This window comes from Bacillus sp. JJ864 (assembly GCF_036963045.1).
Classification (GTDB): Bacteria; Bacillota; Bacilli; order Bacillales; family Bacillaceae_G; genus Bacillus_A; species Bacillus_A pseudomycoides_C.
The window spans coordinates 2,575-18,623 of record NZ_JBALLY010000052.1 but is presented as its reverse complement, the minus strand read 5'-3'; the positions used below and the strand labels follow the sequence as shown (position 1 = coordinate 18,623).

13 protein-coding genes are annotated in these 16,049 nt (G+C 38.1%); all 13 read left to right on the top strand.

The genetic code is table 11. The annotated features are described in order from the left end of the window. Positions 1-14: 14 nt before the first annotated feature. The gene (locus V7024_RS09475; protein ID WP_335518776.1) at positions 15-1,712 is read left to right on the top strand and encodes a proline--tRNA ligase; all 1,698 of its coding nucleotides are present in this window, start codon (positions 15-17) and stop codon (positions 1,710-1,712) included. A gap of 83 nt (positions 1,713-1,795) precedes the next feature. Then, positions 1,796-6,100, top strand: a complete 4,305-nt coding sequence (locus V7024_RS09470; protein ID WP_335518773.1) for a PolC-type DNA polymerase III — start codon at positions 1,796-1,798, stop codon at positions 6,098-6,100. 340 nt (positions 6,101-6,440) lie between these two features. Then, positions 6,441-6,911 (top strand): ribosome maturation factor RimP, encoded by a 471-nt coding sequence (rimP, locus tag V7024_RS09465; protein WP_335518770.1) that lies wholly within the window; start codon positions 6,441-6,443, stop codon positions 6,909-6,911. A 17-nt stretch (positions 6,912-6,928) separates the two neighbouring features. After that, positions 6,929-8,029 carry a transcription termination factor NusA gene (gene nusA / locus V7024_RS09460; protein WP_335518767.1) on the top strand — a complete coding sequence of 367 codons (1,101 nt, stop codon included), beginning with the start codon at positions 6,929-6,931 and terminating at the stop codon, positions 8,027-8,029. 11 nt (positions 8,030-8,040) lie between these two features. Continuing rightward, positions 8,041-8,313 (top strand): RNase P modulator RnpM, encoded by a 273-nt coding sequence (gene rnpM, locus V7024_RS09455; RefSeq protein ID WP_020059150.1) that lies wholly within the window; start codon positions 8,041-8,043, stop codon positions 8,311-8,313. Continuing rightward, positions 8,314-8,625 carry a YlxQ family RNA-binding protein gene (locus V7024_RS09450; RefSeq protein ID WP_020059149.1) on the top strand — a complete coding sequence of 104 codons (312 nt, stop codon included), beginning with the start codon at positions 8,314-8,316 and terminating at the stop codon, positions 8,623-8,625. Between the two features lie 4 nt (positions 8,626-8,629). Beyond that, positions 8,630-10,696: a translation initiation factor IF-2 gene (infB, locus tag V7024_RS09445; RefSeq protein WP_335518763.1), complete on the top strand. Its 2,067-nt coding sequence runs from the start codon at positions 8,630-8,632 to the stop codon at positions 10,694-10,696. Continuing rightward, the gene (locus V7024_RS09440) at positions 10,693-10,974 is read left to right on the top strand and encodes a DUF503 domain-containing protein (RefSeq protein WP_335518760.1); all 282 of its coding nucleotides are present in this window, start codon (positions 10,693-10,695) and stop codon (positions 10,972-10,974) included. The genes infB and V7024_RS09440 overlap by 4 nt, the downstream gene beginning before the upstream one ends. Positions 10,975-10,989: 15 nt before the next feature. Then, positions 10,990-11,346, top strand: a complete 357-nt coding sequence (gene rbfA / locus V7024_RS09435; RefSeq protein WP_098916200.1) for a 30S ribosome-binding factor RbfA — start codon at positions 10,990-10,992, stop codon at positions 11,344-11,346. Between the two features lie 77 nt (positions 11,347-11,423). Beyond that, positions 11,424-12,347, top strand: a complete 924-nt coding sequence (truB, locus tag V7024_RS09430) for a tRNA pseudouridine(55) synthase TruB (protein ID WP_335518753.1) — start codon at positions 11,424-11,426, stop codon at positions 12,345-12,347. Positions 12,348-12,390: 43 nt separating this feature from the next. Beyond that, entirely contained in the window at positions 12,391-13,362 is a 972-nt protein-coding gene (gene ribF / locus V7024_RS09425) for a bifunctional riboflavin kinase/FAD synthetase (RefSeq protein WP_335518749.1), read from the top strand. A 100-nt stretch (positions 13,363-13,462) separates the two neighbouring features. Beyond that, positions 13,463-13,732: a 30S ribosomal protein S15 gene (rpsO, locus tag V7024_RS09420; protein ID WP_020059143.1), complete on the top strand. Its 270-nt coding sequence runs from the start codon at positions 13,463-13,465 to the stop codon at positions 13,730-13,732. Between the two features lie 160 nt (positions 13,733-13,892). Beyond that, positions 13,893-16,049: polyribonucleotide nucleotidyltransferase (gene pnp / locus V7024_RS09415; RefSeq protein ID WP_335518746.1), on the top strand; the 2,157-nt coding region annotated here is incomplete at its 3' end.

Below are 16,049 nucleotides of genomic sequence, written 5' to 3'. Positions count from 1 at the left end.
AGAGGTGCTATAGAATGAAACAAAGTATGATATTTAGTCCTACACTGCGTGAAGTACCAGCTGATGCGGAAATTAAAAGTCATCAGCTTCTATTACGCGCAGGATTTATGCGTCAAAACGCTTCAGGCATATATAGCTTTTTACCGTTTGGTCTGAAAGTGTTGCATAAAGTAGAACGTATTGTTCGTGAAGAAATGGAGAAAGCTGGTGCTGTAGAATTGTTAATGCCAGCTCTTCAAGCAGCTGAATTATGGCAAGAATCTGGACGCTGGTATTCATATGGTTCAGAATTAATGCGTATGAATGATCGTAATAATCGTGAATTTGCTTTAGGAGCAACGCATGAAGAGGTAATTACTGATCTTGTACGCGACGAAATTAAGTCATATAAGAAATTACCTTTGACACTTTATCAAATTCAAACAAAATTCCGTGATGAGCAAAGACCTCGTTTTGGTTTGTTGCGCGGAAGAGAATTTTTAATGAAGGATGCATATTCTTTCCACGCAACGCAAGAGAGTTTAGACGAAGTATATAACCGTCTGTTTCAAGCGTACTCTAATATTTTCACACGTTGCGGTTTAAATTTCCGTGCTGTTATCGCTGATTCTGGAGCGATGGGCGGAAAAGATACACATGAATTTATGGTATTATCAGATGTAGGGGAAGATACAATCGCATATTCTGATACATCTGACTATGCTGCAAATATTGAGATGGCACCTGTTATTGCTTCTTATGAAAAGAGCGGTGAAGTAGAAAAAGCGCTTGAAAAAGTAGCAACGCCAGATCAAAAAGCAATTGAAGAAGTATGTGCATTCTTAAATATTGAAGCAACAAATTGTATTAAGTCTATGGTCTTTAAAGTAGACGAGAAGTTTATCGTTGTGCTCGTTCGCGGCGATCATGAAGTAAACGATGTGAAGTTGAAAAACTTATACGGTGCTTCTGTTGTTGAACTTGCAACGCATGAAGAAATAAAAGAGTTGTTAGACTGTGAAGTCGGTTCTTTAGGTCCAATTGGCGTAACAGAAGTAGAAATCATTGCTGATCATGCAGTGCAAGCTATCGTAAATGGATGCTGCGGAGCAAATGAAGAAGGTTTCCATTATGTGAATGTTAATCCAGAACGTGACTTTAAAGTAAGCCAATATACAGATTTACGTTTTATCCAAGAAGGAGACCTTTCTCCAGACGGCGAGGGAACAATTCGTTTTGCTCGTGGTATTGAAGTGGGACATGTATTTAAGCTGGGTACTCGTTATAGTGAATCAATGAATGCAACATTCTTAGATGAAAACGGTAAAACACAGCCGATCATTATGGGCTGCTACGGAATTGGTGTATCTCGTACAGTTGCGGCAATTGCTGAGCAATTTAATGATGAGAATGGTTTAGTATGGCCAAAAGCAGTTGCACCATTCCATGTACACGTGATTCCAGTAAATATGAAATCTGATGCACAGCGTGAAGTGGGCGGAAATATCTACAGTTCATTAAAAGAGCAAGGATATGAAGTGTTATTAGATGACCGTACAGAGCGTGCCGGTGTAAAATTTGCTGATGCAGATTTATTCGGTCTTCCAGTTCGAGTAACAGTTGGTAAAAAAGCGGATGAAGGTATTGTTGAAGTAAAAGTACGTGCAACAAATGAAGCTGCAGAAGTGAAAGTCGACGAACTTCACACATACATTGCAAATATTTTAAAATAAGAAGAGGTACCTCAAAATGAGGTACCTTCTCTTGCTATGAGAAGAGCAAAAAGATTTCTTGATACGATGAAAGGAGGCTGCATATGTCGTTAACAAACGAACAACAAGAACGTTTTCGAATTTTGCTTGAACAATTGCAAATTCCTGAAAATCTTGTAAATGAATATTTACAAGGTGGTGGTATTCAAAAATTACTTGTTGATAAGGGGAATAAGAGTTGGTGTTTTTATTTACAAGTTCCGCGTATTTTACCAGCGCAAGTATATGAATTATTGGAAGCGCAGTTGCAGCGATCATTTTCACATATTGCGAAAACAGCTTTTATGTTAGAGACAGAAAATAAGAATTATACTGAAGAAGATGTCCAAGCTTATTGGCCAATTTGTACAAATAAAATTGCATTTTCTCCAATGTTTGCTTACTTAAAAGCGAAGCCGCCTCACACGAATGGTTTAAAGTTGTTATTAGATGTAAATAACGATTTAGAAGCACAGACGGTAAAGAAAAATCTTGCGAAACCTATTGGAGATCAATATGAATTATTTGGGTTTCCACGTTTTCAGCTTGAAACAAATGTGAAGCAAAATGATGAGGAAGTTCAAAAGTTTCGTGAACAAACACAAGAAGAAGATCGTCAGCGTGTGATGCAAGCGATGGAAGAAATGGCGAAACGTCAGGCGGAAGAACAAAATGAAATGGTGCATGAAGGACCGATTGTTCTTGGATATTTGATTAAGCCTGATGAAGAAATTACAGCACTTCGTGAAATTCAAGACGAGGAACGAAGAAAAACAGTACAAGGTTATGTATTTCATGTTGAAACGAAAGAACTGCGAAGCGGACGTACGTTATTGACATTAAAGATAACTGATTACACCGATTCCATTATGATTAAAATGTTTTCACGCGATAAAGAAGATATTCCACTCTTACAATCATTGAAAAAGGGAATGTGGGTGAAAGCACGCGGATCCGTTCAAAATGATACTTTTGTTCGAGATTTAGTCATGATTGCAAACGATATTAATGAAATAACAGGACCATCTCGTAAAGATAAAGCGCCAGAAGGAGAAAAAAGGGTAGAGCTGCATATGCATACGCCGATGAGTCAAATGGATGCTGTAACATCTGCATCTACACTTGTGAGTCAAGCGGCAAAATGGGGACATGAAGCCATAGCTGTAACAGACCATGCTGTTGCACAATCCTTTCCAGAAGCGTATTCTGCTGGAAAAAAAGCGGGAATTAAAGTGATTTATGGTGTAGAAGCGAATCTTGTGAATGACGGGGTACCAATTGCTTATAATGAGGAACACCGATTACTCGCAGATGAAACATATGTTGTATTCGACGTTGAGACAACAGGGTTATCAGCAGTATATGATACGGTTATTGAGCTCGCTGCTGTGAAAATAAAAGGCGGAGAAATTATCGATCGTTTTGAATCCTTTGCAAATCCGCATCAGCCGCTATCAGCAACAATCATTGAATTAACGGGTATTACAGATGATATGCTAACGGATGCACCGGAAGTAGAAGAAGTATTTAAAAAGTTTGAACAGTGGATTGGGAATCATACACTTGTAGCCCATAATGCAAGCTTTGATATGGGGTTCTTAAATGTTGGATTTAAGAAAAGCGGATTAGAAAAAACGAAAAATCCAGTTATCGATACGTTAGAGTTGGCGCGTTTCTTATTTTCAGAGATGAAAAACCATCGTTTAAATACGTTATGTAAAAAGCTTGATATTGAATTAACACAACATCACCGTGCGATTTATGATACAGAAGCAACTGGATATTTGCTTGTGAAAATGCTAAAAAGTGTAATCGAAAAAGGCTTTGAATATCACGACCAGTTAAATGATAGTATGGGACAAGGAGATGCGTATAAGCGTGGACGTCCAAGTCATGTGACACTGCTTGCAACGTCGGATGAAGGGCTGAAGAACTTATATAAGCTTGTTTCTTACGCGCATCTTCAATATTTCTACCGTGTACCCCGTATCCCACGTTCTTTATTAAAGAAGTATCGCGAAGGTATTTTAGTCGGTACAGCTTGCGATAAAGGTGAAGTATTTGAAGCGATGATGCAAAAGGCACCAGAAGAAGTAGAGGAAATTGCTCAGTTTTATGATTACATTGAGGTAATGCCTCCAGAAGTGTTACGACATTTGGTAGAGCTTGAGCTTGTTCGTGATGAAGGTCAATTAAAAACAATTATTTCTAACTTAGTAAAGTTAGGTGAAACGTTAGATAAGCCTGTTGTTGCAACAGGAAATGTTCATTATTTAAATCCAGAAGATGCAATGTATCGGAAAATTTTAGTGAGTTCGCAAGGCGGAGCGAATCCATTAAATCGTCATTCATTGCCGCCTGTTTATTTCCGAACAACAGATGAAATGTTAGACTGTTTTTCCTTCTTAGGAGAAGAGAAAGCAAAAGAAATTGTTGTAACAAATACGCAAAAAGTTGCATCGATGATTGGTGATGTAAAGCCTGTAAAAGATGACCTTTATACTCCAAAAATTGAAGGTGCAGATGATGAAACGCGGGATATGAGTTACGAAATGGCTCGAAGTATTTACGGAGATGAACTCCCAAAAATTGTAGAAGCCCGTCTAGAAAAAGAATTGAAAAGTATTATTGGACATGGATTTGCTGTTATTTATTTGATTTCACATAAGTTAGTAAAGAAATCTCTTGTTGACGGCTATCTTGTTGGTTCCCGTGGATCGGTTGGTTCATCGTTTGTTGCGACAATGATGGAGATTACAGAGGTAAACCCATTGCCGCCGCATTATGTTTGTCCAAATTGTAAGCAATCGCAGTTCTTTAATGATGGTTCAGTCGGTTCTGGATTTGATTTACCTGATAAAGATTGTCCAAATTGCGGAACTGCATATAAAAAAGACGGTCATGATATTCCGTTCGAAACGTTCCTTGGTTTTAAAGGAGATAAGGTTCCGGATATTGATTTGAACTTCTCAGGAGAATACCAGCCTCGTGCCCATAACTATACGAAAGTACTGTTTGGTGAAGGGAATGTATATCGTGCTGGAACAATAGGTACCGTTGCAGAAAAGACCGCGTATGGTTATGTGAAAGGCTATGCTTCAGACCATAATTTAACGATACGAGGAGCAGAGGTAGATCGTCTTGTATCAGGGTGTACTGGTGTTAAAAGAACGACAGGACAACATCCAGGTGGTATTATCGTAGTGCCGGATTACATGGATGTCTTTGACTTTACACCGATTCAATATCCAGCAGATTCTTTAGAAGCAGAATGGAGAACTACACATTTTGATTTCCATTCTATTCATGATAACTTATTAAAACTTGATATACTTGGACACGATGATCCGACAGTGATTCGTATGCTTCAAGATTTAAGTGGAGTTGATCCGAAGACGATTCCAACCGATGATCCAGAAGTAATGAAAATTTTCTCAGGTGCAGAATCACTTGGTGTAACAGAAGAACAAATTAACTGTAAAACAGGTACACTTGGTATCCCGGAATTTGGTACAAAATTCGTTCGCCAAATGTTAGAGGAAACAAAGCCGACGACATTCTCAGAGCTTGTCCAAATTTCTGGACTATCTCACGGTACAGATGTATGGCTTGGAAATGCAAATGAACTCATTTATGATGGCACATGTACACTGAGTGAAGTAATCGGTTGTCGTGATGACATTATGGTGTATTTAATTTACCAAGGTTTAGAACCATCTTTAGCGTTTAAAATTATGGAATCTGTACGTAAAGGGAAAGGTGTACCTCCAGAGTGGGAAGAGGAAATGCGCAATAATAATGTGCCGGGATGGTATATTGATTCATGTAAAAAGATTAAGTACATGTTCCCGAAGGCCCATGCGGCAGCATATGTGCTCATGGCTGTGCGCATTGCGTATTTCAAAGTACATTTTGCATTGTTATTCTACGCGGCATATTTCACAGTTCGTGCCGATGATTTTGATTTAGAGGCGATGGTTAAAGGTTCAGCATCTATCCGCGTTAAAATTGATGAAATTGCGCAAAAAGGATTAGATGCATCGCCGAAAGAGAAAAGCTTATTAACAGTATTAGAAATGACACTGGAAATGTGTGAACGTGGTTACTCATTCCAAAAGGTTGATTTATATCGCTCTAGTGCAACTGACTTTATTATTGATGGAAATACATTGATTCCACCATTTAATGCAATACCTGGTCTTGGTACAAATGCGGCATTAAATATTGTAGCAGCACGTGAAAATGGCGAATTTTTATCGAAAGAGGATTTACAACAGCGCAGTAAGATTTCCAAAACAATTATTGAGTATTTAGATAGTCAGGGTTGTTTAGGAGAACTACCAGATCAAAACCAGTTATCACTGTTCTAATGGATAGGAAAAGTCTTTGCAAAACCATGGTTGCTATGCTATACTAGGTAGCGAGATAACCATGTCATGTATATTTTGTGAAAAAAAGAGTGGGGAAACCCACTCTTTCGTTTTACTATATATGTTTCTGCGTCTAAAATTTACGTAGACGCTTCTGTCGTATATACATATTTTGTTACAAGTTTTACTTCTTAAATTTGGTAATACTAAGACAGATATTCCCTGCTTATTAGCAGGGGCTTTTGTTAGCTAACGAGAAAGAATATACAAACTGCATTGGTTAAAAGTACGCAGGATGAAGTCTTTCAACTGTTACATGGCGGCAGAAAGGAGGCTGTTTATGGATAAGAAAGTTACAGAAGTTGTTGAAGCACTTGCGCAGCCAATTGTCGAAGAGCTTGGCCTTGAGCTTGTAGATGTAGAGTATGTGAAAGAAGGAAAAGATTGGTTTTTACGCGTATCCATTGACTCTGATACAGGAGTAGATATTGAGGAATGCGGTGCGGTAAGTGAGCGATTAAGTGAAGCTTTAGATAAAGAGGATCCAATTCCTCATCTTTACTTTTTAGATGTATCCTCCCCAGGAGCGGAGCGTCCATTAAAGAAAGAAAAAGATTTCCACCAAGCAGTAGACAAACAAGTTGCAATTAAAACATACGAGCCAATCGATGGTGAGAAAATGTTTGAAGGAAAGCTACTTGCATATGATGGAACAACAATTACATTACTATTAACAATTAAAACACGTAAAAAAGAAATCCAAATTCCAATGGATAAAGTTGCCAATGCGCGACTTGCAGTTACGTTTTAGTAAGAAGGGGGATCTTCATGAGCACTGAGTTGTTAGATGCTTTGCTCGTATTAGAACAAGAAAAAGGTATTAGCAAAGATATTATTATTGATGCTATTGAAGCAGCTTTAATTTCTGCTTATAAACGAAATTTCAATCAAGCGCAAAATGTTCGCGTTAGCTTCAATCCTGAAGTTGGGACTATTCAAGTATTAGCGCGTAAGGATGTAGTGGAAAATGTATTTGACCCACGTCTTGAAATTTCTGTTGAAAAAGCAAGACAAATTAATCCAAACTACCAAGAAGGCGACGTATTAGAGATTGAAGTAACGCCAAAAGATTTCGGACGTATTGCAGCACAAACAGCAAAACAAGTTGTGACGCAGCGTGTACGTGAGGCGGAACGTGGCGTGATTTATTCTGAGTTTAGCGACCGTGAAGAAGACATTATGGTTGGTATTGTACAACGTCAAGATGCTCGCTTTATTTATGTAAGTTTAGGGAAAGTAGAAGCACTTTTACCGGTAAGTGAGCAAATGCCAAACGAACAGTATAAACCGCATGATCGCATCCGTGTTTTCATTACAAAAGTAGAGAAAACTACAAAAGGTCCGCAAATTTATGTGTCACGTACGCATCCAGGCCTTTTAAAGCGTCTGTTTGAAATTGAAGTTCCAGAAATTTACGATGGAACTGTAGAAATTCGTTCTGTAGCACGTGAAGCTGGAGATCGTTCTAAAATCTCTGTTTACTCTGAAAATGTAGATGTAGATCCAGTAGGTTCTTGCGTAGGACCGAAAGGACAACGTGTACAACGCATCGTAGATGAGCTAAAGGGTGAAAAAATTGATATTGTTCGCTGGTCAAATGATCCAATTGAATATGTAGCAAATTCATTGAGTCCATCACAAGTTGTAAAAGTGCTTGTGAACGAAGAAGACAAAGCAACTACTGTAATTGTTCCAGATCATCAACTTTCCTTAGCAATTGGTAAGCGTGGTCAAAACGCACGACTTGCAGCGAAATTAACAAACTGGAAAATTGATATTAAAAGCGAGTCTGATGCGAAACAACTAGGACTTTTAACAGAAGAAGATATGATGATCGCATTCGATTCTGCTGAAGATGAAATCGAATAGAGGTGATGAACGTGAGCAATCGAAAAGTTCCGTTACGAAAATGTGTGGTAACACAAGAAATGAAATCAAAACGCGAGCTCATTCGCATTGTTCGTTCCAAGGAGGGAGTCGTGTCGATTGATTTAACAGGTAAACAATCAGGACGCGGTGCATATTTGTCAAAAGATAAAGAATGCATTTCTCAGGCGAAAAAGAAGAATGTCTTGGAACATCACCTAAAAGCGAAAATTGATGACTCTCTTTATGAAGAGCTAATTGAGCTTGTTGAGAAGGAGTCGAAGTAAGTGTCCAATTGGAAATCGTTTTTAGGGCTGGCTAATCGGGCTCGAAAGATTATATCGGGTGAAGAGCTTGTTTTAAAAGAAGTTCGAGGCGGTAAAGCAAAGCTCGTATTGCTTTCTGAAGATGCGTCAGCAAATACAACAAAGCGCATTACGGACAAAACAACGTTCTACAACGTACCAATGAGAAAGGTCGAAAATCGACAAGAGTTAGGGCATGCGATTGGGAGAGAAGAACGAGTCGTTGTAGCGGTGTTAGATGACGGCTTTGCTAAGAAGCTGCTTAGCATGCTCGATACAACTTACCGGGGGTGAAGGTATGAGTAAAATTCGAGTATACGAATATGCAAAAAAACACAATATCTCAAGTAAGGATATTATTACAAAACTAAAAGAAATGAATATTGAGGTATCGAATCATATGGCGATGTTAGATGACGAAGTAGTAAACAAGTTAGATAATCAGTATAATGATGGAGCAGAAAAACCTTCTGTTGCAGATGAGTTTGAAGTAGAAGAAAAAGTTGTTCGCAGCAAAAAGAACAGCAATAAGAATAAGAAAAAAGGCAAAGGGAATCAAGACAAACGTCAAGAAAACTTTGCTGGAAGACAACAAACGCAAGTAGTAGAAACACCAGACAAAATCACTTTCTCTGGCACGCTTACAGTAGGTGAACTTGCGAAAAAATTAAGTAAAGAGCCATCTGAAATTATTAAAAAGCTCTTTATGCTTGGAATCATGGCAACAATTAACCAAGATTTAGAGAAAGATACAATTGCGTTAATTGCGAGCGATTACGGTATTGAAGTAGAAGAAGAAGTAATTGTAAGTGAAACAGAATTTGAAACGTTTATGGACGAACAAGATAACGAAGAAAACTTAAAAGAGCGTCCAGCAGTTGTTACAATTATGGGACACGTTGACCATGGTAAAACAACGTTACTTGACTCTATTCGTAATTCGAAAGTAACTGCTGGTGAAGCTGGCGGAATTACGCAGCATATTGGTGCATACCAAGTTGAAGTAAATGACAAGAAAATTACATTCTTAGATACACCAGGTCACGCGGCGTTTACAACAATGCGCGCACGTGGTGCACAAGTTACGGATATTACAATCCTTGTTGTAGCAGCTGATGACGGTGTTATGCCACAAACGGTTGAAGCGATTAACCATGCGAAAGCAGCTGGAGTACCAATTATTGTTGCTGTAAATAAAATGGATAAACCATCAGCAAATCCAGACCGTGTAATGCAAGAGCTAACTGAGTACGAATTAGTTCCAGAAGCTTGGGGCGGTGATACAATTTTCGTACCAATCGCTGCTATTAAAGGTGAAGGAATTGACAACTTGTTAGAAATGATTCTTCTTGTAAGTGAAGTAGAAGAATATAAGGCAAATCCAAATCGTTATGCAACTGGTACAGTAATTGAAGCGCAGCTTGATAAAGGTAAAGGAACAATTGCGACATTACTTGTACAAAACGGTACACTTCGAGTAGGAGATCCAATCGTTGTTGGTACATCATTCGGCCGTGTTCGTGCGATGGTAAATGATATTGGTCGTCGTGTAAAAGTTGCTGGTCCGTCTACTCCTGTTGAGATTACAGGTTTAAATGAAGTACCACAAGCAGGAGATCGCTTTATGGCATTTGCTGATGAGAAGAAAGCACGTCAAATCGGTGAATCACGTGCACAACAAGCATTGGTTGCACAGCGTGGTGAAAAATCTAAATTAAGCCTTGAAGATTTATTCCAACAAATTAAAGAAGGCGATGTAAAAGAAATTAACTTGATTGTGAAAGCAGACGTACAAGGTTCTGTGGAAGCAATGGCAGCATCACTTCGAAAAATTGATGTTGAAGGCGTAAAAGTGAAAATTATCCATACTGGCGTAGGTGCAATTACAGAATCTGATATTATTTTAGCTTCTGCATCTAATGCAATTGTAATTGGATTTAACGTACGTCCTGATGTCAATGCGAAGCGGACAGCTGAATTAGAAAACGTTGATATTCGTTTGCACCGCATTATTTATAAAGTAATCGAAGAGATCGAAGCTGCAATGCAAGGTATGCTAGATCCTGAATTCGTAGAAAAAGTAATTGGTCAAGCAGAAGTTCGTCAAACGTTTAAAGTAACGAAAGTTGGAACAATTGCAGGATGTTACGTAACAGACGGTAAAATTACACGTGATAGCGGCGTACGTATCATTCGTGATGGCGTAGTTATTTTCGAAGGACAGCTTGATACGTTAAAACGTTTCAAAGATGACGTAAAAGAAGTTGCACAAAATTATGAGTGTGGTATCACAATTGAAAGATATAATGATCTTAAAGAAGGGGACATCATTGAGGCGTACATTATGGAAGAAGTGAAGCGATGATTATCGCTTCACTCTCATTCGAATGTATAGTTTATGATGTGCATTCTTTAAAAGAGAAACGAGCAATTTTACAGCGTGTTTTAACTCGTGTAAAACAGCGTTACAATGTATCTGTTTCAGAAGTTGGACATCAAGATGTATGGCAACGTACAGAAATTGCGATTGTTTCCGTATCCTCCAATCGTGTTGTGTGCGAAAAAGAAATGAATCGTGTACTTGCCTACATTGATTCATTTCCTGAAATTGAACGTACGATAACACAATTGGAATGGTATTGAATGAGGTGAATAGTTATGAAACTACGTGCAAACCGTGTGGGCGAACAAATGAAAAAAGAATTAGGCGACATTATTAGTCGTAAAATTAAAGACCCACGTGTTGGATTTGTAACAGTAACAGATGTACAAGTAAGTGGAGATTTACAAATTGCCAAAGTATACATTTCTGTTTTAGGAGACGAAGAACAGAAAGCAAATACATTAAAAGGCTTAGCGAAGGCAAAAGGTTTTATTCGTTCCGAAATTGGACAGCGTATTCGTCTTCGGAAAACACCTGAAATCTCCTTTGAATTTGATGAATCGATTGGATATGGTCATCGAATTGATACACTTTTACATGAAATTAATAAAGAAGGTAAACGTGAAGAATAATGGATAGACATTTGTCTATCCATTTTTTCAATCTGAAATAAGTCTAGTACACAAAAGTATAACGATGAGGTGAATATATGGAAGGTGTAGTACTATTACATAAACCAAAAGGGATGACATCACATGATTGTGTATTTAAATTAAGAAAAATATTAAGAGAGAAACGTATAGGGCATACAGGAACTTTAGACCCGGATGTGACAGGGGTATTACCAATTTGTGTAGGGCGTGCTACGAAAATTGCGCAATTTTTAACGAGTGAAACAAAAACGTACGAAGGTGAAGTTACGCTAGGATTTTCGACGACTACAGAAGATGCTTCAGGTGAAGTTGTTGCAAAGCAAGATGTCAATCGTGTTATTACCCGTGAAGAGGTAGAATCAGTATTAGCTGGCTTAACAGGAACAATCGAACAAGTACCACCAATGTATTCGGCTGTAAAAGTGAATGGAAAGAAACTATATGAATATGCAAGGGCGGGAATAGAAGTAGAGCGTCCGGTTCGTACAATTACGATTCATGAATTCATTTTACTTGATAACCGTGAATTATTTGAAGGAGAGACAATTTCCTTCCGTTTCCGAGTGACTTGTAGTAAAGGAACATACGTAAGAACATTAGCTGTTATGATTGGGGAAAAGCTTGGATTTCCGGCGCATATGTCCGATCTTGTGAGAACAGCATCAGGAGAGTTTAAATTAGAAGATTGCATATCATTTGAAGAAATTGAACAAAACGTGCAAAATGGAACAGTGGAATCAATCTTCATTTCGATTGATGAAGCATTATGTAAGTTTCCAAAAATGGTTGTAAGTAGGGAACAAGCAGAAAAAGTGAAGAATGGTATGTTTTTACCGAATAAGGAACAAGTGACGGCGCCATTTATTACAGTTTTTGATGAAAAGGCACGCTGCTTAGCGATTTATGAACATCACCCAAAACATTCAGGAATGTTGAAACCGATGAAAGTACTTGTGAATAATCAAGAATTACAGCTATAATGAATAATTGGAAGGATTATTACAGAAAAAGGTGAATTCAAGCGTGAAACTCATTCATTTAACTCATCCCCATGCATTAAACAAAACGGAAATAGAGCCTACTGTGCTGGCATTAGGCTATTTTGATGGTATTCATTTAGGTCATCAACGTGTCATTCGTACTGCGAAAAAGGTTGCAGAAGAACGAGGTATTAAAAGTGCTGTGATGACTTTTCATCCGCATCCGTCTGTTGTATTAGGGAAAAAGGAAGCGCATGTAGAGTATATTACGCCTTTACGAAGTAAAGAAAAAGTGATTGCAAGTTTAGGAATTGATATTTTATATGTTGTGAAATTTGACGAAGCATTTGCAAATTTACTGCCACAACAATTTGTAGATGATTATATTATTGGGCTGAATGCAAAACATGTTGTAGCTGGTTTTGATTATTCGTACGGACGTTTAGGAAAAGGGACGATGGAAACTTTACCATTTCATGCAAGAGGGGAGTTTACACAAACCGTGATTGAAAAAGTAGAATTTCAAGAAGAAAAAGTAAGTTCCACATTATTACGAAAACATATCCGTAACGGAGAAATGGAACGAATTCCAGCTATTTTAGGCAGACCATATACAGTTGAAGGTACAGTTGTTCATGGAGATAAGCGAGGTCGCCAAATTGGCTTTCCAACAGCAAATGTGGCTTTAAATGATGAATATCTTTTGCCGCCTGTTGGTGTATATGCCGTTAGAATGAACGTGAATGATGAGTGGCATGAAGGTGTATGTAATATTGGATATAAACCTACTTTTAAGGAAAATGAAAAGCAGCTTTCTATTGAAGTGCATCTTTTTGAATTTCAGCGTGATATATATGATGAGGCTGTTGTTGTAGAGTGGCACATACGCATTCGTGAAGAAAAAAAGTTTAACGGAATAGATGAGTTAGTTGCACAAATTGCAAAAGATAAGAGAACGGCAGAAGATTATTTTAGCCGTGCAAATAATATACTTGCTTTTTCTAATGAAAAGTAGTATTCTATCTTATGTACTTTACAATAACCATTGCTTGGCATTACGACTCACCGACGTTTGCTAGGTAACTGGGGATTTACTATTTAGGAGGTGAAATAGGATGGCTTTAACACAAGAGCGTAAAAACGAAATCATTGCACAATTTAGAACTCATGAGACTGATACTGGTTCTCCAGAAGTTCAAGTTGCTGTCCTAACGGAGCAAATTAACACTCTAAATGAGCACTTACGTACTCACAAGAAAGATCATCATTCACGTCGCGGTCTTTTAAAGATGGTTGGTAAACGTCGTAACTTACTTACTTACCTTCGTAACAATGACATCACTCGCTACCGTGAACTAATCACAAAGCTTGGATTACGTCGATAGTCAAAGAAGCGGGAATATTCCCGCTTTTTTGTTAGGTAAAAATATATCTTCTACTCTTGATAGCTTACTGAATTTTCGGTAATACTAGAGGAAGAATATTGTGATATATTATCCATTTACATAGAAGAATTGAATATTTTAAATTGAGAGGGGTACTTAAATGAGTCAAGAAAAGCAAGTCTTCTCGATAGATTGGGCTGGTCGCCAGCTAACGATTGAAACAAGTCAGCTTGCAAAACAAGCAAATGGAGCAGTATTAGTAAGATATGGCGACACAGCAGTTCTATCTACAGCAACTGCATCAAAAGAGGCAAAAAATGTAGATTTCTTCCCATTAACAGTAAACTATGAAGAACGTTTATATGCAGTAGGGAAAATTCCAGGCGGCTTTATTAAACGTGAAGGTCGTCCAAGTGAGAAAGCAATTTTAGCGAGCCGTTTAATTGATCGTCCGATTCGTCCTCTTTTTGCTGATGGTTTCCGTAATGAAGTACAAGTAGTCAGCATTGTAATGAGTGTGGATCAAGATTGTTCTTCAGAAATGGCAGCTATGCTTGGTTCTTCATTGGCGTTATCGATTTCAGATATTCCATTTGAAGGGCCGATTGCTGGTGCGACGGTTGGTCGTATTGACGGCGAATTTATTATTAATCCAACAGTTGAACAACAAGAGCAAAGTGATATTCACCTTGTTGTTGCTGGAACAAAAGATGCTATTAACATGGTAGAAGCAGGAGCAGACCAAGTGCCTGAAGAAACAATGTTAGAAGCAATTATGTTTGGTCATGAAGAAATTAAACGTCTAATTGCTTTCCAAGAAGAAATTGTACAAGCAGTTGGAAAAGAAAAAACGGAAGTTCAGTTATATGAAGTGAACGCTGAGCTTGATCAAACTGTACGTGAGATGGCAGAGCAAGATATGCATGCAGCAATTCAAGTACACGAAAAACATGCACGTGAAGATGCAATTAATGCAGTGAAAAAGCGTATTACCCAGCATTATGAGGCGCAAGAAGCTGATGCTGAAACATTAGGACAAGTAAATGAAATTCTATATAAAATTGTAAAAGAAGAAGTACGTCGTCTTATTACAGTTGAAAAAATTCGCCCAGATGGACGTAAAGGTAATGAAATTCGTCCTCTAGCATCAGAAGTAGGAATTTTATCTCGTACGCATGGTTCTGGTTTGTTTACACGTGGACAAACACAAGCATTAAGTATTTGTACATTAGGAGCATTAGGCGATGTACAAATTTTAGATGGTCTTGGTGTAGAAGAATCAAAACGCTTCATGCATCATTATAACTTCCCGTCCTTTAGTGTCGGGGAAACGAGACCAATGCGCGGCCCAGGTCGTCGTGAAATCGGTCATGGTGCATTAGGTGAACGTGCCCTTGAGCCAGTTATTCCATCTGAAAAGGACTTCCCGTATACAGTACGTCTTGTATCAGAAGTATTAGAATCAAATGGTTCTACTTCACAAGCAAGTATTTGTGGTAGCACTTTAGCGATGATGGATGCAGGTGTTCCGCTTAAAGCTCCAGTTGCTGGTATTGCAATGGGACTTGTGAAGTCTGGTGACCATTACACAATTTTAACGGATATCCAAGGTATGGAAGATCACTTAGGTGATATGGATTTTAAAGTAGCAGGTACAGCTAAAGGTGTAACGGCACTTCAAATGGATATTAAAATTGAAGGGTTATCACGTGAAATTTTAGAAGAAGCATTGCAACAAGCAAAAGTTGGACGTATGCACATTTTAGATCATATGTTATCTGTTATTGCTGAGCCACGTACGGAGTTATCTCAATATGCTCCTAAGATTGTGACAATGACAATTAATCCGGATAAAATCCGTGATGTTATTGGACCAAGTGGAAAGCAAATTAACAAGATTATTGAAGAAACAGGCGTAAAAATTGATATTGAACAAGATGGCACAGTCTTTATTTCATCTATTAATCAAGAAATGAATGAAAAAGCGAAGAAAATTATCGAAGATATCGTTCGTGAAGTTCAAATAGGTGAAATTTACTTAGGAAAAGTAAAACGAATTGAAAAGTTTGGTGCTTTCGTTGAATTATTCAGTGGTAAAGACGGTCTTGTTCATATTTCTGAATTAGCACTTGAACGTGTAGGGAAAGTAGAAGATGTTGTGAAAATCGGTGATGAGATTTCAGTAAAAGTTATCGAAATCGATAAACAAGGTCGTGTAAACTTATCTCGAAAAGTATTGCTTAAAGAAGAGCAAGAAAAAGAAGCTGCAGAGCAAGAGCAAGAAATAGAAGCTGCAAGAGCAAGAGCAAGAGCAAGA

Bases quoted from the DNA above. Each gene is read 5' to 3' on its own strand.
- V7024_RS09475 (WP_335518776.1), top strand. From the start codon at position 15: ATGAAACAAAGTATGATATTTAGTCCTACACTGCGTGAAGTACCAGCT.
- V7024_RS09470 (WP_335518773.1), top strand. From the start codon at position 1,796: ATGTCGTTAACAAACGAACAACAAGAACGTTTTCGAATTTTGCTTGAA.
- rimP (WP_335518770.1), top strand. From the start codon at position 6,441: ATGGATAAGAAAGTTACAGAAGTTGTTGAAGCACTTGCGCAGCCAATT.
- nusA (WP_335518767.1), top strand. From the start codon at position 6,929: ATGAGCACTGAGTTGTTAGATGCTTTGCTCGTATTAGAACAAGAAAAA.
- infB (WP_335518763.1), top strand. From the start codon at position 8,630: ATGAGTAAAATTCGAGTATACGAATATGCAAAAAAACACAATATCTCA.
- V7024_RS09440 (WP_335518760.1), top strand. From the start codon at position 10,693: ATGATTATCGCTTCACTCTCATTCGAATGTATAGTTTATGATGTGCAT.
- rbfA (WP_098916200.1), top strand. From the start codon at position 10,990: ATGAAACTACGTGCAAACCGTGTGGGCGAACAAATGAAAAAAGAATTA.
- truB (WP_335518753.1), top strand. From the start codon at position 11,424: ATGGAAGGTGTAGTACTATTACATAAACCAAAAGGGATGACATCACAT.
- rpsO (WP_020059143.1), top strand. From the start codon at position 13,463: ATGGCTTTAACACAAGAGCGTAAAAACGAAATCATTGCACAATTTAGA.